This is a genomic window from Simiduia curdlanivorans (genome assembly GCF_030409605.1).
Classification (GTDB): Bacteria; Pseudomonadota; Gammaproteobacteria; order Pseudomonadales; family Cellvibrionaceae; genus Simiduia; species Simiduia curdlanivorans.
In genome coordinates this window covers 2552578-2573961 of the sequence record NZ_JAUFQG010000004.1, presented here as the reverse complement: position 1 = coordinate 2573961, position 21384 = coordinate 2552578, and the positions used below count along the sequence as shown (strand labels likewise).

The following is a 21384-nucleotide window of genomic DNA, read 5'->3' as shown; positions in this document are numbered from 1 at the left end:
TGGCATCTGAATCATCCTCCTAGCTTTTACAGCTTCCAATACCCTATTTCAGCCAACCGTGACGCTATCGGCAGTTCTAGCTCATTAGCGCTACATTTCTCAACTGCCTGTCCAGCAGCCTAGCTGCTAAACTAGCGCGGTAACGCTATTAAGCCTCGATTTAAGTAAGAGATGAAACTATGCATTGGACCGATATCGCGCCGGCGGCGGTGACGCTGTTTTTAATTATGGACCCGCTCGGCAATGTGCCCATTTTTAACGCGGTGCTGTCGCGCCTAGATAAAAAGCGTCGCACGCCGGTGTTGGCGCGCGAGCTCATTATTGCTTTGGTAATTCTGTTAGTTTTCTTGTTTGCCGGTAACGCCATACTGGCCTTTTTGGGTTTAACCCAATCCTCGTTGAACATTGCCGGCGGGGTTTTGTTGTTTATTATCTCGCTGCGAATGATATTCCCTGTCAGCCACGATATCGGTGAAGCAGTTGAGGTGGACGAGCCTTTTATCGTGCCGCTTGCGGTGCCGATGATCGCCGGCCCCTCCACCATTGCCGTATTGTTATTGCTCAGCTCAAACCAGCCAGATCAAATTTTAGATTGGAGCGTCGCATTACTGTTAGCTTGGGGCGCCTCGTCTGCCCTACTTCTGGCGTCGCCTCTGATTATGAAAGTAATTGGCACCAAAGGCTCGCGTGCACTGGAGCGATTAATGGGCATGATCTTGGTGATTCTAGCCACGCAAATGTTGCTCAACGGTATACGGGATTTTGTGACCAGTTTTAACTAACAGATTACCTGCATCGCTACGCCGCCGAAGCTTCAAAAGGCGGCTAGCAACACCTGTAACGTTAAACAACACGCTTCCACACACGCATTGTGTAAACCTACCAGTCAATCGGTTGATGATTCCAATCGATAAATTGTAGGCGATTATCGTTTGGCCGAGCGTCCATTAATGCACTCAAACGATCGGCAACAAAATCTGGCGTAAACAATTTGTGCTCCGGTACCCGCGCTTGAAACGGTACCGACAGTGGTGTGTTTGTGGTGCCCGGGTGAAACGCAAGCAACCGAACACCCTTGGCGCGACGTGCATACTCCACGCTGGCGGTTTGCAACAACATATTTAGGCCAGCCTTGGCGGCGCGATAACTGTACCAACCACCCAATTTATTATCGCTAATGCTGCCCACGCGAGCGCTGCAGGCGGCAATAACACACTCATTGCGTTGCACTAATGGCAGCAAGGCTTTAAGCCACAGCAAGGGGTAGATGGCATTGGCAAAATAGCTCGCCTGCAGATATTCAAGCTGCACATCCTCCAGCCGTTTCTCTGGCTGCATGGCGCCACGATGCAGCAAACCTGTGCAAATGGCGATGCGGGAAAAAGTACCAACATAAGGGAAAAGTTGTTGCGCGGTATGAGCCACACCGGCTTCAGTATGCGAGCACTGTATTGAGCTAGGCCCTTGTGCGCGGCTGCCCACACCGATCACCTCATCAAACGCACCGCTGGCACGCCAGTGCTCTAGCAACGCAGACCCAATACCGCCCAAACCGATTACCAAAGCCCTATTCACGGAGCGACTCGCTTTATATCAACGCAGGCTTTACAGCGCGCCTGACCAGTGAGCAAATAAGAAATGCGATAGCGGTGCCGGGCGAAAAATTCATAGGCGAGATCGGCTATGGGTTTTATCAGCGGCCGACGCAACACCTTAAACAGGGGGTTGCCGACTAAGGCCCAAGCATGCGCAGTAACGTCCAAGCCCAGCAACAGCTCGCCATCCCTCGTTTGGCCATGCAATACCGCGTTGGCACGCTCGGGGTTAATATGCGGGAAGCGCACACTAAAATCAGGCTGAAAAATATCTTCAAAACCCAATTGGCCGCTATTGCGCCGCTGTAAGCTCAGCATTTCTTTAACGCATAAAGGGCAACGGCTATCGTAAAAAATGGTCAGCGCACTCATATCTGCAATACCCAATAAATCGCCAATGCATGGCACAAAATTACCGTACCCGTGAGCCGTCGGCGCATGCGCACATAAGCCGGTGAACGGGCAGCAAAACGCTCAGCAAAAAAGCTGAGGTAGAAGCAAAGAGCCAACAGCGTCAGCCCCGCCACTGGGCGTACAAAACTCAGCAACAACGCCCCCACGGCCAACAGCACGACTAAATTGGAAGCCAGCGCCAAAGCGATATTAGACACCTGAGGTTGCCACAAGCTGCCGGCCAAGAAAGTCGCAATCGCACAGCTATAACAGCTGAATAACAACATGCCTAGCTGGGCCTGCTGCGCAAACGCCATCAACACCAAGGCCGCAGCAAACGGCAACAGGCCCAGATAGCCAAGCCATACCATGGTGAGATGCACAAGCTCAGCACTAGTGGGTTCAGGGCGATGTCGTGGCAGCGTTTTCATGCCCTGTATACGGGAGCAAAGTAGGAATGGATGCCAATGCATCAACCAACAGGCTTGCTTGATGTTTAGGTACCTAGACCAAAAGGCGCACGCTGGGGCTCTTCCCCGCATTCAACATCAGCCGAATGTAGAAGGCAGCCTCAGGGGCAAAATGTTGTGACTGCAGGCAAGCTTAAGACCGCGCTTACCTCAACCGAGAATTCAAACAATTCTTCTTAACATACTCTTGAAGCGGCCGATAAAGCCTGTAACGCACCAAGAAACAAACGCTTCAGGCCGCCATAGCGGCGCAAAACTAGAAGCAAAGCCAGATACAACCAATACCAGTAGGGGGAATTATGAATGCCGCACTGCTAGAAATGGACACAGTCAGCCATCAAAAAATCGTGTTTTGCTTAGATACCATCACTCAGTTAGACCGCGATACATTTCTATCTCTCGCCTCCCACAAAGCTGACAACAACGCTGCCGATCTATTTATTATTGATATTGCCAGATGTCTCCTCACGGGGGATGTGCAAGCGCTGCGCCAACTGGTCGGCCGAAGTGGTTTCATCAAGCAACCTTATCTGGTGCTACTAAAGCGCGCCTGCCAATATTTATGCGCTGAGCGGGCGCAGGATGTTATCAAAACAGTCGTTGAACTCGAAGCTACCGGCATTTCAAACCCACTGTGTTATGTGTTAGCCGCTGAAGCACAAGCCATGAACCATCAATATACCGAAGCGTTTCATAACTTCTCAACCGCTAGTAATTTATTCGCCTGTCATGAACACCTGATTATCAGATCCCGGCACTGTTTGCAGCACATAGAAGCGACCAGATACAGTTTGGCGTTAGAAAAAGGCGCGATAGAGTACCTACAGGATCAACGTTTCGATAGCGCCATCATAGCGCCGCTGGCATCTTCCCTCATAAAATACAAATACCAACTCGATAACCGAGCGCAAACTAACATTCTTGATGCATCTCGCTATGACGACGTTAAACAAGATGTGTTTTTTCTAGAGATTCTGAAGCGAGCTTTGTTACCAGACCCAGACATTGAGTTATTCCTCATCCAGCTACGCAAACATTTACTAGACACCTTTGCTCAAACGGAAAAACTCGCGCTAGCCGATGCTGCGGTCCTATGCGCGCTAGCACTGCAAAACGACTTGAATGAACACGTGCACTTCGTCTCAACCAACGAGTCAAACGCGGTAAATCTTATTCACGAGAAAATTAAGGACACACTCAATAAACCCAGCGCAACCGCAAAGCAATTGGCCACCCAGGTGCTGCTAACCTCCCTTTATGAACCCTTAAGTGAACAGCCCTACTGCGCACAGCTCTTAAACTATGCGATAAATGACTGGCCAACTGACATCCAGCCCTGCCTAGAGAGAATTCTCTATCAGCACGAAGAAGAGCTCGAGTTCGCCAATGCCATCCAGCCACTCACCACCATTAACAATGCAGTATCTCTGCTCGTAGGTAGCCAGTATGAAGCCAACCCCTACCCGCGCTGGCATGATATCAGCAAATTAGAAAATAGTGCCGGCTACGCTAAGCATAATGGCATAAACAAACCACCATTTATAAAAGCCAAACATTTTGATAAGCCTTTAAAAATACTCATTGCCGGTTGCGGCACTGGCAAGCACCCCATCGCATTGGCACTGAAATTCCCAAATGTGCACATCACAGCCATAGATCTAAGCCGACGCAGCCTCGCCTACGCCACGATGAAAGCAACACAACTCAACCTGTCAAACATTAGATTTTACCAAGCCGACATCCTTGAGCTATCAGACCTTAAAGACAGGTTTAATGTTATTGAGTGCATGGGCGTTTTACACCATATGCAAGACCCCATTGCAGGGTTACAAATACTAAAGGGCTTACTGGTAAAAAACGGCGTAATGAAGCTCGGCCTTTACAGTGAAATAGCGCGCAAAGAAATTGCGGGTTTCAGAGAAGAAAACTCGCGCGAAGGGACAAAAGCGGCTATTCGCCAGATGCGTCATGAGGTGATTGCGGCGCAGAGAGAAAAATATGATAACTGCCTTAAGTCCAACGACTTCTACTCAACCAGCATGTGTAGAGATTTACTATTTCATGCGCAGGAGCACACCTTTACACTCACCGAGCTGGAAACCATTTTAACAAAAAATGAATTATTATTTAAAGGCTTTACCTTCAACACGGCGGAGACATTTCACAAGTTTACACTCAGCCACGGGTCACATACTAAGATGCTCGACCTGCGGGCGTGGCATCAATTTGAAACGAGAAACCCACAAACCTTTGCCGGCATGTATCAATTTTTCACACAAATCTATTCATGATGCTTTAGTGCGGCCACTGACTGGAACGGCTGCTGGAGATGGGTACCCCGCTACTCTTCAGCCTGAGACGCTTCGGTAAGCACTGCACGTACCGCATGGCGTGAGTGCACACCAAATCGCTCGGTGAGCTGCACCAACAGCGTTTGCAAGGGTGATTGTTCAAGAAGCTGCGGTGCAGCAGGAAATTGAACCTGATTAAGCGCAATCAATGCATCCAATTGATCCGCCGATTGACGCGCCTCGGCTGCGATAACAGTGCGCAAATAGCTTGAGTCATAGGGCGGATAATCGCGCTCACTGGTGTTAATACGATAAGCCTGTACCAAGGGGTGCTCTAGCTCTTGACTGGCAAGCAGTAGTGCCAAACGCTGGTATTGTAAGGTTTCAATATAGGTGTGAAAGTCAGCATTGCGGGCGATAACAGTCTGCTTCGAATGACTAAAGCCCAAGCTATCTTTGGCGTAAATCCACAGAAGATCTGCCGTGCCACTACCCGGCAAAACCGTGGCGTGGTAAGGCTGGGTGAGATCTTGTACATAGTGTAAGCCCCAACCCATAAACCGATAACCCCAATAGGGATGGCCGGCCTCAAAGGCGAATTGCGCGAGCGAAAAGAATTGATAGGCACGCCAATCGGCAAAGGTATTTTTTAAAAAGCTACCGAGAGTAAAAATAATAGCCGACTCGTGAAAATAGCCCATGTGAAAAGGTGCTTGCGAAGAATGCTCGAAACGGCTATCGCCAAAGGGCTGCAAGCCAAAATGATAAAGGCTTGCTACGGCGCTGGGGTTATCGCTGAATAAATGTATGTCGTGGCCGTAATCTGGCTCGTCGGCGGCGCTGGCCAGAACCGACAAAGCACTAACATTTTGGCCAGTGCGCAAGGCAAAAAACTGCCACGCTTGCCAGGCATCAAGATCGTTAAAAATCACCACGTCGCCGGCGCCAAGTTGTGGCAAGCCTTCCGTATCCGCTTGGCCAGGTAACGACTGCACAAACGCGGCTAATTTTATCTCGGGGTTTAAGCGTAAAGCCTGTAAAAAAGCGGTGCGAAGATCGGCTGCGTCAGCGCCGAAATGCAAACTTGCAGGCGCTTCCGGCACTTGTGGAAAATGCCCTCGGGCAAAACGCGCTTGTTCAGCCAAGTGTGCCTCCAACGCCGGCGCCTGCGCCCGTAGAAAATCCTCTAGCGGCTCGACTTTGACTTGCACTTCTGCCAATTCAGGCATAACGCCCAATGCCAATGCTGAACCCGGTGCGTGATTACTCCAAGCCATAGCCGGTGCGGATACTAGGGCTAGGGCAAAGATCAATAACGCCGTAAGCGTACCTGGACATTGCTTTAACATTGAATTCTCTTGAATGATGGTTTGTTATCTCTTTTGCCCCAGTGATGAAGCGCTGCTCCTGAGAGTTTACAACAAGCGCGCCAACATCCGCGCGGCGAACCATTCACGGAGGCTTTTGGGTCGTGTTAACTCTAGGCGAGCTAGGCACTGATGCACATCGGCCGAGCCACGCGCCGGCAATAATGAGCGCAGTATTAACAGCGCAGCGCTAACAGGCGATTGGAATCTTGCTTGTAACCTGCTTAGACCTTCGATCAACCGCAACTCTAGCGCGTCGAAGTCTGAACCAAAGGGGTAGCGGCTAAAGGCGGGAAGCTCTGCCAGTGGTGCTACCCGGGCCGGTAAGTTACGGCTCCAAAGCGCTGGCGGCTCGAAATCCGCCGCCAATTTACCGGCCGCTTTAGCGCTCGCTAACAGCTCGGCGTGAAAGCGCGCGTCGCTAATGGCGAGCAAGCGCTTTATCACTTCCTCATCACATTGGCCGCGTAAATCGGCGATGCCATACTCGGTGATGACGATATCCCGTAGGTGCCGCGGAATAGTGACATGGCCATACTGCCAACGAATATTCGATACCGCTCGACCGTCTTGCACGCGACTGGCACGCAACATAATAACTGAACGGCCATCGTCTAAGGCATGCGCCATGGCGACGAAATTGTATTGCCCTCCCACGCCGCTAACCACCCTACCGTCTTCGATACCGTCCGAGGCCGCAGCGCCCAACAAGGTGTGCAACATGCACGAATTAAAAAACCGCGCCTGCTTGCGCTGCACACGGTCTAGCATTTCTTGCCCGCCGTAAAGCTCATTGACTTGCGAGACGCGCTGCATATTGATACCGCGCCACTCATCGCCAGCCAGCGCCCCTAACCATTGATAGAAAGGCTTTGAACCAAGGAAAAAAGCACCTTCTAAATAGCGGCCACCCTGCAGTGATTGGCCCGTTAATAGGCGACTCAGCTGGGCGATATTGTCCGGTTCGGCTAAATCTAAGCCCAGCGATACTTCGTCGTTAAGCACTAACCGCTCGCCTTGCAATTTAGCTGTTAAGGGCAACAAGCCGAGACTTTGCAAGCGCTGCACACAAGCCAAATTTAGGGGCGACTCGATAATCCCCGCGCCTATCAATAGCGCCGTATCTTCGTCGCGCAGGGGTGTGCGAATTTGATCATCGTCCAGTAATTTTTGCAGGGCAATGTTATCGTAGACTTGGCGCACTAAAACACCGGCTTTGCGCAGATGCATGAAGCTGTCCATCACAATTTCGGTAGCGCCGTAGAGGCCTGCCACAAAGGGTGAAGTTCCGCCAATACGCAAACTTAAAGCGCGCTCTTCAGAGGTGGGAGCCAGTAGCGAAAGCGCGGCCTGATAATCAGCATTGTGCTGATGACGTGTAATTAATGCATTGGCAATAGCGTCCGACAAAGCGCCAATACCCACCTGTAGCGTGCCACCGTCTTTCACCAAACTGCTCGCATAAAGCCCAATCGCGTGATCGGTAGCGCTGATCGCCTCGCGCGGCAAGGCATACAGTTGGTCACCGGCGCCGCCATCGTCAAGCAGCAGATCAAACTCATTGATTGAGCGCTCGGCTTCACCGCTTAAATACGGCATCTGTGGGTTTACCACGGCAACAACCAGGCAGGGTTGCTGGGCTTTTCCCAATCGCTCAATGAGATCGAGCGTGACATCCGGGTTACTACCCAGGCTTACGCGCTCACCGCGTCGCGCCACTTGTTGCACAATCACATTAACCCCAGCGTCGGCCAAATCACGCGCGACATGGGTGTAGTTCTGACAAATATAATTCTGCTGCGCCACGGGGTTCGCCATTTGACTACCCGGGCTAAAGTAGAATTCATGCACCCGTACGTTGGCAGCCAAGGCGCCCTGCTCGCGATCTTGCACGTAGGCGAGGACTGGGTAATTGACGCCAAAATGGCGCGCTACGAAAGGCGCTAAAAAACGTTGCTGTAGCCAATTTTTTGCAGACGGGATGTCTAGCGACAAAGCTGTGTACAAGGTAAGCGATGCAGTCTCAGGCTGGGCCTTTACCTGTAGATAGAGCGCATTTAGTAAGCGATTGGGCTTGCCAATACCGAGTGGCGCCGCTAAAACCAAGTGCTTGCCCACGCGCGCAAATATTTCAGCCACGACATCGTCGAGTTGATTGTAAATTTTGTTTTGCTTCATGACCTGTTCCGCTCGAACTCTGGCCGAAAAGCTGGGCCAGATGCTAATGAATAAATGCTGCCACACCGGTCAATGGCTCGCGTGCTCATAGTCGGGCCTGTCGGCGGGAAAATATTCCAGTCGTTGATGATCCAGCTTGCCACGCTTTGGCTGCGCATGAACAAGGTAGACAACGAATCGCCTAGAGTATCGTGGAAACCTCAATGCAGCGCAAATTTACACGCCGGCAGCAATCCCAACATCTGCGGTAGATGATAAAAGCCGCCGCTCAGCGCGCCGACTAAACGCGATGCTTTGGCTCATCGTCGCGATAATTGGCCATAAAAAGCTACCGTTGCATGGAGCGATTAACCAGCACACAGATCAGCCCCCTTTATGATCGCACCAAGCACTAAGCCGAAGCCATCTAACCACCGGTCGCGAGTAAACCTCTAAACAACGCGTATCCACTGCGAGCAGCTTGACACAAAGTGAGCGGCGCGCCGATATTCGACCCCTTAAAAATAAACATAAGGATAAAGCGGGTGAAAAACATTTTCTTCAATGCCGACAACAAAATCCGGAACGGTTGGTGGATAGTCCTTTTCATTGGCTTGATTGTCGCCACGCAGCCGCTGTATCGGCTGCTGACTGGAGCACTAAAAGCTCTTAATACGCCGCCCTGGTTGGTAGAGGCTACATCGGTTTTCCTAGTCCTTGGGGTAACGGTAATTTGCGTGCAACTCAAACGGCAAACGATGGCGCAAGTTGGACTGGCAGGCAACGTCCGCTGGCTCTCAGAATTTTTCGGCGGTGTTGCCGGCGGCGCCACTTGGCTGCTACTGGTCGCCCTGCCACTATGGCTAATGGGTGGAGTTTCCTTCGACGTTAACCCAGACGCAACCGCCAAGCTTGTCGGCTACGGCTTTTACACCTTTTTTCTAGGTGCTTTGCTGGAGGAATTGTTACACCGTGGTTTTATATTTCAGCGCTTAATCGACGGTACCGGCTTCATGGTTGCGCAAATTATCATGGCGATGGTCTTTGCACTTGGGCATCTCGGCAATCCGGAAATGGACGGCCTCACCGCCGTGCGAGCCAGTTTAGATTTGGTGTTGGCATCGTTGATATTTGGCCTTGCCTATTGGCGCACTCGCAGTCTGGCGTTGCCCACTGGACTACACTTAGGTTGGAACTGGATGCAAGGTAGCGTGTTAGGTTTTAACGTAAGCGGGCACGAAACTGGTGGTTATTTTAAAGCCACACTAGCGGATCTGCCCGACTGGGTCAGCGGCGGTCAATTTGGCTTAGAGGGCAGCATACTTTCATTGCTCGGCAGCACCATTGTATTGGTACTCTTGTGGCGCTGGCGCGGGCTACAGAGCCAACCATACAACGCAGCGACACCTCCTGTTAGCCAGATAGCGCAGCCCTAAGGCAACGCTACCGCCACCAATCGCCGGCTGGCTTAGCTGCCAGCCGGCGTCACTTAGCCGAGTTTTTTTGCCAACACCTGCCCCACCCTACCCGTGCAAGCCCACAATATTAGCCCACCCCACACAATAAATGAAAAGCCTGCGGGCACATTTAATAGCGCAATTTTTGCCAGATGCTGGCGGTTAAAAAAGATGGCCAGCAATGTGGGCAGAAAGTAGACCAGCAAAAAGAACACAGCAAAAACCACCAACTGAAGCGCGTTGCTCTGCTCTACCACTACCAAATAGTTATTAAGGAAATCGTTCATGATTATTACTCCTGTTTTACAGTTATTGAATCGGTTGATAACACATCAAGTTCTTTACGCAGCGCCGCTATCGAATAAATATTTCCTCGCTGAATAACACGCTCGACGGTTTCTACTGCGCTAATGTCCTGTAGAGGGTTGGTGGTGAGAATAACGAGGTCCGCAAAAAAACCAGTTTCAAGCCGCCCCACGTTTGCTAGCTTTAATTCCCGTGCTGCCGTACTGGTAACCATTTGCAGAATGTGCCAATTATCAAGCCCAGCTAATTGGTGCAAAGCCAGCTCGCGCCAAAACCAATCGCCGCCCGCATAACTGTCTGAGCCGAGCAACAGTGGCACACCGGCGCGGTGCAAACGCACCAGCAACTCCAACACCTTAGGAAAGGCCGCTTGCGCACGGGCGAAATCCTGCTCACTCCAGTTATACACAGACATCCCTAAATTCTGACGCCAAGTCGATGCGATGGCTGGGTGTTGCTGCCAACGGCGCTCTGGGTACAACTCCGCTAACTGCGGGTAGAAATACATCATCTCGTTGACCAGCAAGGTCAAATCCACACGGACCTTTTGCGCCGCCAAACTGGCGAACAATTTCTGCATGGGTGCCGCGTCATAATCCACCAGCTCAAACCAACGGTACAGATACTGACTGCTACCGGGTTCGATGCCGGCTTGGTACTCGGCCCGCACCTCAGCCGGCAACAGTTCGGCCGATGGCAACAGCGCATGGGTGAGTGCATCGACGCCAGCGTCCACCGCAAACTGCCAGCTCACTTGATCAAGGTGGGCAATGCTGGATAAGCCGGCCTCATGGGCGAGTGCGATGCCCTGACGCAACTCAGCTTCAGAAAGGCCCTGATAAAGTTTGATATGGCTCACACCGAGCGCCTTTTGACGTGCAATTTCCTGCCGCCAAGCTTGCGGGTCAAGGGGATAGACAGTGCCACCCACAATAGGCGTAGGCTCAAAGCTCAGACCTGCATAACTCAAGGCTGGGCCGCGCCACAGGCCGGCGCGCTGATTAGCAGCATAAGCTTGATTGGCCACTGGATCGCCGGCCGGGCTGAAGGCAGAGGTCACACCGCTAGCCAAGGCCGCGAGCGCATGAAAACGCGTAATGTCCTCTTGGCTCGCCATACTGATGCTAGGCGCGCCGTTTTCGACTGACACCGAGAGCGGGCCCGCCGTTAAATGCATGTGTGCGTCCACTAGCCCAGGTAATAGGTAAGCGCCGGCCAAATCAATGCGCTGCACTGAGGCTGGCCCAGCACCGGTGCCCAACGCGACAATGCTGTCGCCTGTCACTTGCAACCAACCGTTGCTAATGACGGACTGGCTGTAGGGATCAATGAGATTGGCGTTATGCAATACATAGCTGTCTGGTGCCGCAAATACGGAAGAACAAATACACAGGCAGCCGCTGACTACGACAGCCACCGGCTTTAACATCGCCTTTAAGATCGTCTGGAACCTGGTCATTTTCATACTGTCTCCGGCTGGTTGTCAGCCTTATCAATGTGCTCGATAACCTCAGTCGGATAGGACACACAAAGTGTTACAAAAAAAATTGTGTAACACTTTGCCGTATCCGTCAGACTCCTATTACAAGGACAAAGGCACAACACTACCGAGAAGGCGCAGCTACAGCAGCACCAGAATAAAACCTAGGCTCGCCGGCAACGAAAAAGGATAGACGGCCTCACATATTGGCCGTTCAAAAAAGGCAGGATCAAAAATAGACAGTCAACAAGAAAAACAACAGCGAATCGAGCAGCTTTGGCTCTCCTATTCGGCAGCCATTATGCGAACGCTGTCTGGCTATGAGGCAGATCAACAATTGCGGGAAGACCTAGCGCAGGAAATTTTTTGTGCAATGCTGCATTCCGTTGAGCGCATTAGCTCAGCGGAAAATCCACGCGCCTATATCTTTCGCATCGCCCACAATGTCGCCGTTGATCACATAGCGCGCCAGGTGCGCGATAAAGCTGAGTCCTGTGAACCTGAGCACTTAACCCAGTTGCTCGATGACAACAGCCAACACAACGATGACTGCCCAGCCGGGCAACTGCAGCGCAGCCAGCAACAACAGCTGCTGCTAAACGCGGTGCGCGCCCTAGACCCGCCTTATCGTCAAGTCATCATGTTGCTGTTGGAAGATCTAACAGCAACCGAGATTGCCGACATACTGCAAATTAGCGCCGGCGCCGTGCGTGTTCGCATCAACCGCGCCAAAACAGAATTAAAGGCACGCTTAGAAGGTGAAAAATAAACGCCTACAGCCGCAGGTTGGAATAGCTAACAGCGATTGCACCAATTTCGAGTAGAGAGCACTCAAGATGGAACATAAAGAACACGACAACGATAATGTGAATGACCTAGGCTTAGGCGAACTGCGCTCCACTTGGCAAAGTCAGCCGGCAGATAAGCCATTGGATTTTAGCGTTGCGCGTGCGCAGCAACGCAAGCGCAAGCTGTGGTTTTACCTAGATCTGGTGCAAGCCTGCGTGTTATTTCTCGCGGGGCTATTTTTTCTCAGTTTACCGGCTTCGCTGGCCACTCTCATCGCCGGCCCAATCATGCTGCTTAGCGCTGGCATCATGCTCTACTACGCGTTCAACATACACAGGAAGGTTATAGACTATACAGACTGGAGCACAGATGGCCTGCTTCAGTTTCGCCGCTTAAGTTACGCCGCCAGCATTAAACACCTGCGTTTGAATCAATTGGGTTGCGTTATATCGCTAAGCTTCACCGCCGTGCTGGTTATACTAAAATTACTGCTACCGGCCTCAGTGCCCAGCGACTTAATGATTGCATTTTTAATACTGTCGCCTTTTTTGTGCCTGCTGTTTCTCTATCTACAAAAGCGCGTGCGACACTATCAAAAGCTAGGCGCCCAAGTAGCGCAGTTAAAGCGCGAGTTTGATAATGCGTGAGACTCAGAAGCATAACGCTGGTAGTGACCAAGCGCAGGCAGAAACTAAGCGAAGGCGTTGTTTCACCAAGCTAGAAATACAGGGCAAGGAAAAATTAAGCAAAAAAAAATCCGCCTATCGATAGCGAACAACTTGCTAAGTGGGAGTTAAATTCGAACCGTCAATCGCTGGAGTTCGCCCATCAGGGTCGCATGGCTAACTGGTTTAGTAATGTAACTATCCATGCCTACAGCGAAGGCCTTGTCTCGGTAATCAGAAATCGCGTGGGCGCTTAAACCAACTATTAACACCGAGGCTGGGCAGGCGCCTTGTTTTTCATACTCGCGAATATGGCTTGCCGCTTGATAGCCATTCATATTTGGCATCTCACAATCCATAAAAATCATATCAAACGGTGTGCCGTCACTGTGTGCTCTATCGAATAACGCGACCGCTTCCTCACCATCACTGGCAAATACTGGCTCGACACCAAACTTTTTCAACATGCCCTTGATGACTAATCGGTTCACATCATTATCCTCGGCAACCAGCACTCGAAAACAGTCAAATCCCTCGACCGTAGTCTGATTATGCTCCGGTTGCTGCACACGGCTTTGTACACCTACAAGTTGCGCCAAGTACCTCCGCAACATTTGTGCAGGGATGGGTTTTTCAAGCACGGCCGCAATACCCACCGCGCGCCACTCGGCCTTAGGGGGTAAATACCGGGTTGCACTAACCAACAACAGTGGCAGCCTAAGGCTAGAAATATCGCTCAACGCTTGTGCTAGCTCAACACCGGAGCCATCCGGCAGACGCAAATCAACTATCGCCACATCAAACGCCCTATCTTCTGCCAACGCTTGCGCCACCAAAGTTAATGCCTCCCCTTTCGTGGCGCAGGTTGTTACTTGCATACCCCAAAGCTCGGCGCGCACCTTCGTGGACTCACAGAAACTTGGGTGATCATCCACAACCAACAAACGCAACTGATCCAGCTCCCGACATTCGTATTCAGCCGCTTCCGAATCCGAATTGAGTGGTAAACATAGCGGAAAACTAAACCAAAAGGTCGAGCCTTTAGCCTCTTGGCTGGCAACACCCACCTCGCCACCTAGCAGCTGAGCAAGTTGCTTACAAATTGACAGGCCGAGGCCTGTGCCACCAAAATTTCGACTGATGCTAGTATCGGCCTGGGTATAGGCGTTAAATAGATTTTCCTGAACCTGCGCAGTCATTCCAACACCAGTATCGATTACTTCTATCCGAACAAGCGCGTCAGTTTTAATGGCCTCGCCTTCTCCTTGAGCACAAGCATCTGCCCTAACATCCGCAGCCGCAGGCTGATCCGCAGTCAGTGAAACGCGCACAAGAATTTCACCTTGCTGAGTAAACTTGATAGCGTTACTCAGAAAATTTAACAGAATCTGGTGTACACGATGCGGGTCACCGACCATTAGCCTTGGCGTTTCCGCTGTCATATAGGTATTGATCTCAATGCCTTTTTCGACTGCGGCCAGGCTAAAGAGCGCCGCGCACTCATCGATGACAGTTTCTAAATTAAAACTGATAGCCTCCACCTGCATTTTTCCAGCATCCAGCTTCGAGTAATCCAAGATATCGTTGATAACAGAGAGCAAAGCTTTACCGGATTGGTGAATAGTATCAACATAACGCTGCTGAGTGTGATCGAGCTGGGTGTCTCTTAACAGCTCCGACATACCTAAAACGCCGTTCATAGGTGTTCGTATTTCATGGCTCATGGTGGCGAGAAAATTGCTCTTTACCCGCGCTTCGGCTTCGGCCGCAATGGCCTTAGCGCGCTCCGCCTGCGTTTGTTCTTTTAGCCGATTAAGTTGACCGCCCACCCCGATAGACAAGAACAACATCTGGATCAAAAATGCACTGTCCACACCAAATTCTCTCAACAGCAACCGGCCTGGCAGATTGAATAAATCAGCCAAAACCATCATAAAGGCCGCCAGCAAAATAAATGAGAATGACAGAAGATAGTTTTTAGCCGAAACGGACTTTCTGCTCACCAATACCGCAGGCACTATTAAATTAATCACAGAAAGCACTAGCATTCCGTAGGTTTGGAAAAATAAACCCACCTTAACGCCAAAAATTGCCGTAAGGATACAAGCGAAGGCGAAAATAACTGACATCACATCTTGGCTTAACCACATCCACCGGGACCGCTCGTGCAAGTTTAAATAATACTTAGTGAACTGACACAGCGCGATGGCGGCTAAAAAGGTAAAGTAATAGAAGCCGTTTAGCTTGCCATCAATCCAAAAATTATCAGGCCAGAGGTAAAACAAACTCCCGTTACTTGAACCATAGAGGAGAAAAAAGCTGCTAACCCAAATGGAATAGTAAACGTATATTTTTTCTCGTGTTTTAAAGCCCAATATTAGGTTGTAAATGAGCAAGCCAATGACCATGCCCCAGAAAAAGAACTGGAAGCCATTGCTTACATAGGCTTGACGAAGCACCTCATCATAGGTCAGCAGCTTGGGTGCACTCGCATTGCGCGAGGGAACGTCGTATCTCAACCAGAAGGTACGAACCTCACCGGCAGCGATTGTGATTGGAAAAAATATACCTGCTTCAAATAGAGGGCGGGCATGAATCGGTTGACTGATATGAACGCTAGCGAGCAATTCTTCTGGATTACTGGCCCATAAATCCACTTGCCGAGCAACAGAGACACCGGCATCAAGTACCAGAGAACGGGATTGAGCTGACTGATTAAGAACCTCAAATTTTACCCAGCGCACACCATCAGTCGACGGCAGAAAGGAGGCTTTGTCACCGGCCGGATAAAAAGCTTTGGTTTTAATTTGTTCGAATGTAAGATTTGGATCAGTATGCTCATTGAGAAATAGATGTGGCTGTAAATCACCGACGGCGTGGGCTTCTACGAGCGCTAACCCGGTTGCCTGCTTAGCTTGCAACGGTGCAGACACCAATAACATAGCCATAATAAAGAGGCCTGAAACACAAGGCACTAGCCTATTTTTTCGGTAAAAGCGCATCAACAACAATCGCATCCATTCCACCACCATCATTGGTTAACCAACTGCCACCTCGCTAAGCGCCTTGATTATAGTGCGGTTCTTGCTAAGCGTCGCTCTGTATGCACATTAGAGGGCGTCAATACAAGCACTTAAATGCCCAATTAACTGGGCTAAACAATTGAATTTAAAAGGAGAATAGGAAGAGTATTAGCAGGAAAAAAGGCACTTCACAATATTTCGTCTGACTCAATCTGTGGATACAGGCAATACCTTCTTCTTTAGTCTTTCATCACTTGCCGTACAAGTCCTCAGCAGCTCTAAACAACACCCAAGAGGTTAAAATATACTTATCGCCACTCTGAGGAATTGCGCCTTTATGAGTGTGGGTAAAGCCGCCCGGAAAAAGCACTAAGTTACCAGCCTTCGGTTTTAACTTGATATTTTGATAAATAAACGCCGTTTCGCCACCCTCCGCGACATCATTCAGGTAATACATAAACACTAACGCTCGGTGCAAGCTTTCTTGTTGAGGGTCGGTTGGATGGGGATAAATTTCCGAATGCCAATGATGATAACCGCCCTCGCCACTCGGGTATTTTTGTAAATTAATATGACCTAATCGGTAAATACTGCGAATCACATTCAACAATAGCTGGTCGTCAAACTGGGCAATGTTAGCATGCGTAATTTGACTGGGCTGCTGGGTTACCGGATCTAATACTGTGGGTGAAACAGCGCCGGCAATGATGGAAGGAAAACGCTTTACGTAATGCAATAAGCCTTGATAGGTTATCTGTTGCAGACTATTCAGCTCAGGCTGCCAGTCAGCTTGCTCATTTAACACTAAATCCAAGCTGTGCTTTTTGCTAAGGTCGACACCCTGCCCTGTTTGCCCAGCACGCGCCTGACCCGATGCCTCAAACTTATCAATCAGGTGCTGGCACGCCTCTGCACTTAATGCCTGTGAAAATTCTTGGATGAATTTGGCCATCTGCCCCACTTCTTTTATTCTAATAATAAAAAGCCGTCGCAACCTCACAAAGCGGCGAGCGCGATAGCTAAAGCTCGAGAACATAAAAGCTAGAACTGTAACAGCAGAACGCCATTACTGAAAAGGTTGTATGGCAATGATTTGCATCGCCATACTCAACTCAGGCAGGTTTAGTCATGTCACAGTCAGAGTTTTAACTGCCTGCCGCAGGTTACTTAGCCTCGGTATTGGGATGGTCTATCGCGTCACAATCTTGCTTGAAGTGACGATAGGCATAGCGCCCAACATACCAAACCACAGCACAAGTTGCCAAAACAATAACAATCCCGTAAGCCACAACACCGTCCATATACATAGCATTCACTCCTCTATTACCATGGTTCTAGAGTAGCGAAGTGAAGGCGTGCAGGTTTTGATCAGGATCAACAAAATGTCGGCTAGGCCAGCGCTTGATTAGTTGCCAAGGCTTTGCATTAACGGCTGTAATTTTTCTCGCCACACGCGCTCATCCACAACGCCCACGTGCTTGTAGCGGATAACGCCAAGCTTATCCACCACATAGGTTTCAGGCGCGCCAAACACGCCCAGATCTAGCCCCATGCGACCATCGGCGTCAATAATCGAGAAGCTATAGGGGTTGTGCAGCGTCTCTAACCATTTTTTGGCTTCCGCTGTGTCGTCTTTGTAATTCAGGCCGATGATGCGAACGCCCTGCTCGGCTAACTTAACCAAATAGGGGTGTTCGACGCGGCAGGAAATACACCAGGTGGCCCAAACATTGAGCAGTGTTACCGAACCGTGAAATACCGATTCGGTGACTTTTTCAGCGCCATTTTCCAGTGTCGGTAGCGCAAACACTGGCATGGGCTTATCCAATAAGGCCGACGGCATAGCCGCAGGATCTAAGGCCAAGCCGCGCCACAAAAAGCCGGCTAACACAATAAAAACCAGCAGAGGTAAAAATAGTTTCAAACGCTGCAAAATAACCTTCCTTAATTTAAGCCTTGGCGGGCACTGACGCATCGGCGCTGGCGCTTTCTGACACGCGGTATCGATAGCGCTTGTCCCAGAGTGTCATCACACCGGCAAAACACATAAAGATTGCCCCCAGCCAAATCCAGCGCACGAAGGGCTTAAACTGCACGCGCACGGCCCAATCGCCGTTGTCGAGCGGCTCGCCCAAGGCGACATACAAGTCCCGAAAGAAGCCGGCATCGATAGCGACTTCGGTCATCAAACTCCCACCAGAGAGGTAGCGGCGTTTTTGTGGGTACATAGTGGCGATTGGCTGGCCCTCAGAGGACACGATAATATGCGCTTCATCGGCCAAATAATTAGGCCCGCGCACTTGGCGCAACTCAACCAACTCAAAGTGGTAGCCTTCTATATCGAGCGAGGTTCCAGCCGACAGGCGCACATTGCGCTCTTCGCTATAGATAGATACAAAGGCCACCCCCATCAGGGTAACGGCCATGCCTAAGTGCGCCAAATGCATGCTGAAGAAACTCAGGGGCATTCTGCGCAAGCCGTGCAAAAAGCTATGTTGGTGCTGCGTTTTATTCAGCAAATCGCGCAGCGCCGCCAACACCATCCAGCTAGCAATAGCGACAGCGATAGACGCCTGCCACTGATAAGGCGTTTCGTACAGCCAGGGCACAATTACACCAAGCACCAACGCGCCGGCGAAAGGCCAAGCCAACCAGCGCAGCAATTTTTCAATCGGTGTGCGCTTGTAGTGGGTCAAAGGCCCAATTGCCAATAGCACACACAACACGCCCATGATGGGTATGAAGAAGGCATTGAAATACGGTGGACCAACGGAAATTTTGCCCCAACCTAAGGCATCGGCAATCAGCGGGTAGAGCGTGCCCAGTAACACCGTCGCGAGCACCACAATCAACAACACATTGTTGGCCAATAAAAACCATTCGCGCGAAAGGCCAACGAAAGACACCGAACTTTTCACCGCCGGCGCTCGGAAGGCGTAGAGCGTGAGCGAGCCGCCAATAACGATTAACAAGAAGGCCAAGATAAACAAACCGCGCTCTGGGTCTGTGGCAAAAGCGTGTACCGAGGTAAGCACGCCCGAGCGCACTAAAAAGGTCCCCAATAAACTTAAGGAAAAGGCGAAGATGGCGAGCAACAAGGTCCAGCTTTTAAACACGCCGCGCTTTTCCGTGACCGCTAAGGAGTGAATCAACGCCGTGCCCACCAACCAGGGCATGAAGGAAGCATTTTCCACTGGGTCCCAGAACCACCAACCGCCCCAGCCGAGTTCGTAATATGCCCACCAGCTACCAAGCGCGATACCGATGGTGAGAAAGGCCCAGGCTAGGTTGGTCCAAGGCCGAGACCAGCGCGCCCAAGCGCTGTCTAAGCGACCAGAAATCAAGGTAGCAATGGCAAAGGCAAAACTAACAGAAAAACCCACATAGCCCATGTACAGCATGGGCGGATGAATAATCAAACCGAAGTCTTGGAGCAGCGGATTTAAGTCGCTGCCCTGCCCCGGTGGCGACGGCAACAGGCGATCAAAGGGGTTTGAGGTGAGCAAGGTAAAGAGCAAAAAGCCCACCGAAATCATGCCCATCACCGACAAGACGCGGGCGCGCATATCCATGGGCATATGACCAGACTTTACCGCCACGGCGAAAGTCCAAACGGTTAGAATCAACACCCACAGCAGCAGGGAGCCTTCGTGCCCTCCCCATACGGCGCTGAGTTTAAAATACCAAGGTAAGAGGCTATTGGAATTATTGGCCACATACTTAACAGAAAAGTCATCCACGTAAAAAGCATGACTCAAACAAATAAACGCTACGGCGACGAAAACAAATAGGCCGGTGGCGAGGGATGGTGCCGAGCGCATAAATAATTCGCGCCCGGAGAAACTGCCTATTAACGGAATCGTCGACAAAAATAACGCGAGCCCGAGCGCCAAAATGAGCGCGAAGTGACCTATCTCAGGAACCATAATTTAGTACTCCACAGGTTTTCTGATGCTCAGCACCCTGCTTTTCTGCATTTTTCGCCATGGTGTCAGCCACTTCTGGCGGCGTGTAATTCTCGTCGTGTTTGGCCAACACTTCGCGCGCGGCAAACACGCCGTCGCTGTGCAATTGGCCATTCACCACCACCGCTTCGCCCTCGGCAAAGAGATCCGGCAAAATACCTTCGTAGGTCACTTTAACCTCGGCAATGCCATCGGTAATGGCAAAGGAAACTTGCAACGAGCTTTGGTCGCGCATGACCGACTTAGGCACCACACAACCACCGGCGCGAATAGTGCGATCTATGGGCGCCTCGCCATTGACCAATTTTTCCGGCGGGTAAAACAAATTAATATTTTCGCGCAGGGCGAAAACAATCAAACCAACGGCAATGGATGCAAACACCACCACAAAAAGTACTAACATCAAACGCTGTTTACGTAACGGGTGCATGACTTAAATCCTATTGGGAAGACGTTGCCGCGGCGTGATCTTGACGGGCTTTTTCAATGCGGGCCAAACGGGCCTGTTCGGCCAAGGCATCGCGGTGTAATTTTAATGGCCATAGTACCAGCCAAGCCAGCACCAAAAGCGTGATGACCACCACCGACCAAACAAAAGGCCCGTGTGTGCCCATGGCGATAAAACTGTGCAGCGAATCAAATTGAAACGTCATATTACTGGCCTCCACTGAGCGCGCGCACCCACTGGGTTTGACGCTCGCGGTTAACAATTTCGGCGCGGGTGAAAAGGATCAATACCAAGGCGTAAAAACAATACATGGCGATAATCATCACTAACAGCGGGTACCACATTTCTGGATGGATAGTGGAATTTGATGTGAGCTTCAAGGTGGCCGGCTGATGCAAGGTATACCACCAATCCACCGATTTATAGATGATGGGAATGTTTACCGTGCCCACTAAGGACAAAATGGCGCTCGCGCGCGCGGCAGTCTGCTGGTTTACGAAAGACGCCTGCAAGGCGATTACGCCCAAATACAGGAAAAACAAGACCAGCATCGAAGTAATGCGCGCATCCCACACCCAGTAGGTGCCCCAGGTTGGCTTGCCCCAAATAGCGCCCGATATTAAGGCGAGAAAGGTCAAGGCCGCGCCAATGGGCGCCGCCGATTTCATCACCATATCGGCCAGTTTCATTTTCCAAATCAAACCGATGGCGCCATTGATGGCCATCACGTAATAACCCGCCAAGGCTAAAAATGATACCGGCACATGGATATAGATAATGCGATAGCTGTTGCCTTGTTTGGCATCCATGGGAGCAAAGCCCAAGCCCCAGACCAAACCCAAGGCGAGCAAAGAAAACGTGACCAACGCCAGCCATGGCAACCAGCGGCCGGTATTTTCGTAAAACCAGCGCGGAGAACCCAATCGATAAAACCATTGCCAAGCCACGTTACGTCCTCACTAAAATTTTATCGTTGTC

Annotated in this window: 20 protein-coding genes; 5 read left to right on the top strand and 15 right to left on the bottom strand. The window is 50.7% G+C overall.

Going from position 1 to position 21384, the window contains the following annotated elements; translation table 11 throughout:
• Positions 1 to 179: 179 nt before the first annotated feature.
• The gene (locus QWY82_RS11280; RefSeq protein WP_290262356.1) at positions 180 to 782 is read left to right on the top strand and encodes a YhgN family NAAT transporter; all 603 of its coding nucleotides are present in this window, start codon (positions 180 to 182) and stop codon (positions 780 to 782) included.
• Between the two features lie 97 nt (positions 783 to 879).
• Here QWY82_RS11280 and QWY82_RS11275 read toward each other — a convergent pair whose 3' ends face one another.
• The 3 genes from QWY82_RS11275 to QWY82_RS11265 are packed head-to-tail and all read right to left on the bottom strand — an operon-like array spanning position 880 to position 2419.
• Positions 880 to 1575 (bottom strand): SDR family NAD(P)-dependent oxidoreductase, encoded by a 696-nt coding sequence (locus tag QWY82_RS11275; protein ID WP_290262354.1) that lies wholly within the window; start codon positions 1573 to 1575, stop codon positions 880 to 882.
• Positions 1572 to 1967, bottom strand: coding sequence for a thiol-disulfide oxidoreductase DCC family protein (locus QWY82_RS11270; protein ID WP_290262351.1), 396 nt, complete (start codon positions 1965 to 1967; stop codon positions 1572 to 1574). Before QWY82_RS11270 ends, QWY82_RS11275 begins: the two co-directional genes overlap by 4 nt.
• Positions 1964 to 2419 (bottom strand): DUF3429 domain-containing protein, encoded by a 456-nt coding sequence (locus QWY82_RS11265; protein ID WP_290262349.1) that lies wholly within the window; start codon positions 2417 to 2419, stop codon positions 1964 to 1966. The genes QWY82_RS11270 and QWY82_RS11265 overlap by 4 nt, the downstream gene beginning before the upstream one ends.
• A 338-nt stretch (positions 2420 to 2757) precedes the next feature.
• Between QWY82_RS11265 and QWY82_RS11260 the strand changes: the two genes are divergently transcribed.
• Complete coding sequence (locus QWY82_RS11260) at positions 2758 to 4749, top strand: class I SAM-dependent methyltransferase (RefSeq protein WP_290262347.1); 1992 nt, start codon at positions 2758 to 2760, stop codon at positions 4747 to 4749.
• 50 nt (positions 4750 to 4799) lie between these two features.
• Here QWY82_RS11260 and QWY82_RS11255 read toward each other — a convergent pair whose 3' ends face one another.
• Entirely contained in the window at positions 4800 to 6098 is a 1299-nt protein-coding gene (locus QWY82_RS11255; protein WP_290262345.1) for a hypothetical protein, read from the bottom strand.
• A 66-nt stretch (positions 6099 to 6164) separates the two neighbouring features.
• Positions 6165 to 8294, bottom strand: a complete 2130-nt coding sequence (locus tag QWY82_RS11250; RefSeq protein ID WP_290262342.1) for an acetyl-CoA hydrolase/transferase C-terminal domain-containing protein — start codon at positions 8292 to 8294, stop codon at positions 6165 to 6167.
• Between the two features lie 524 nt (positions 8295 to 8818).
• Here QWY82_RS11250 and QWY82_RS11245 point away from each other — a divergent pair.
• Positions 8819 to 9709 (top strand): CPBP family intramembrane glutamic endopeptidase, encoded by an 891-nt coding sequence (locus QWY82_RS11245; protein WP_290262341.1) that lies wholly within the window; start codon positions 8819 to 8821, stop codon positions 9707 to 9709.
• A 53-nt stretch (positions 9710 to 9762) separates the two neighbouring features.
• Here the strand turns inward: QWY82_RS11245 and QWY82_RS11240 are convergent, their stop codons facing one another.
• Together QWY82_RS11240 and QWY82_RS11235 are read right to left on the bottom strand one after the other, a co-directional pair.
• A complete protein-coding gene (locus QWY82_RS11240) occupies positions 9763 to 10017 on the bottom strand; it encodes a superinfection immunity protein (protein ID WP_290262339.1) in 255 nt (84 codons plus the stop codon).
• A gap of 5 nt (positions 10018 to 10022) precedes the next feature.
• Positions 10023 to 11501, bottom strand: a complete 1479-nt coding sequence (locus QWY82_RS11235; RefSeq protein WP_290262336.1) for an amidohydrolase family protein — start codon at positions 11499 to 11501, stop codon at positions 10023 to 10025.
• 220 nt (positions 11502 to 11721) lie between these two features.
• Here QWY82_RS11235 and QWY82_RS11230 point away from each other — a divergent pair, with 220 nt between their 5' ends.
• Both QWY82_RS11230 and QWY82_RS11225 read left to right on the top strand, forming a co-directional pair.
• Positions 11722 to 12285 (top strand): RNA polymerase sigma factor, encoded by a 564-nt coding sequence (locus QWY82_RS11230; RefSeq protein ID WP_353958704.1) that lies wholly within the window; start codon positions 11722 to 11724, stop codon positions 12283 to 12285.
• A 67-nt stretch (positions 12286 to 12352) separates the two neighbouring features.
• A complete protein-coding gene (locus QWY82_RS11225; protein WP_290262334.1) occupies positions 12353 to 12952 on the top strand; it encodes a hypothetical protein in 600 nt (199 codons plus the stop codon).
• Between the two features lie 146 nt (positions 12953 to 13098).
• Here the strand turns inward: QWY82_RS11225 and QWY82_RS11220 are convergent, their stop codons facing one another.
• The 8 genes from QWY82_RS11220 to QWY82_RS11185 form a co-directional block, all read right to left on the bottom strand.
• The gene (locus QWY82_RS11220) at positions 13099 to 15918 is read right to left on the bottom strand and encodes a hybrid sensor histidine kinase/response regulator (protein ID WP_290262332.1); all 2820 of its coding nucleotides are present in this window, start codon (positions 15916 to 15918) and stop codon (positions 13099 to 13101) included.
• A 325-nt stretch (positions 15919 to 16243) separates the two neighbouring features.
• Positions 16244 to 16945, bottom strand: a complete 702-nt coding sequence (locus QWY82_RS11215) for a 2OG-Fe(II) oxygenase (RefSeq protein ID WP_290262330.1) — start codon at positions 16943 to 16945, stop codon at positions 16244 to 16246.
• Between the two features lie 211 nt (positions 16946 to 17156).
• A complete protein-coding gene (locus QWY82_RS11210) occupies positions 17157 to 17309 on the bottom strand; it encodes a hypothetical protein (protein ID WP_290262328.1) in 153 nt (50 codons plus the stop codon).
• Between the two features lie 89 nt (positions 17310 to 17398).
• The gene (locus tag QWY82_RS11205; RefSeq protein WP_290262326.1) at positions 17399 to 17926 is read right to left on the bottom strand and encodes a DsbE family thiol:disulfide interchange protein; all 528 of its coding nucleotides are present in this window, start codon (positions 17924 to 17926) and stop codon (positions 17399 to 17401) included.
• Between the two features lie 16 nt (positions 17927 to 17942).
• The gene (locus QWY82_RS11200; protein WP_290262324.1) at positions 17943 to 19919 is read right to left on the bottom strand and encodes a heme lyase CcmF/NrfE family subunit; all 1977 of its coding nucleotides are present in this window, start codon (positions 19917 to 19919) and stop codon (positions 17943 to 17945) included.
• Positions 19909 to 20388 (bottom strand): cytochrome c maturation protein CcmE, encoded by a 480-nt coding sequence (gene ccmE / locus QWY82_RS11195; RefSeq protein ID WP_290262320.1) that lies wholly within the window; start codon positions 20386 to 20388, stop codon positions 19909 to 19911. The genes QWY82_RS11200 and ccmE overlap by 11 nt, the downstream gene beginning before the upstream one ends.
• A 10-nt stretch (positions 20389 to 20398) precedes the next feature.
• Entirely contained in the window at positions 20399 to 20611 is a 213-nt protein-coding gene (ccmD, locus tag QWY82_RS11190; RefSeq protein WP_290262318.1) for a heme exporter protein CcmD, read from the bottom strand.
• A 1-nt stretch (position 20612) separates the two neighbouring features.
• Positions 20613 to 21353 (bottom strand): heme ABC transporter permease, encoded by a 741-nt coding sequence (locus QWY82_RS11185; protein WP_290262316.1) that lies wholly within the window; start codon positions 21351 to 21353, stop codon positions 20613 to 20615.
• Between the last annotated feature and the right edge of the window lie 31 nt (positions 21354 to 21384).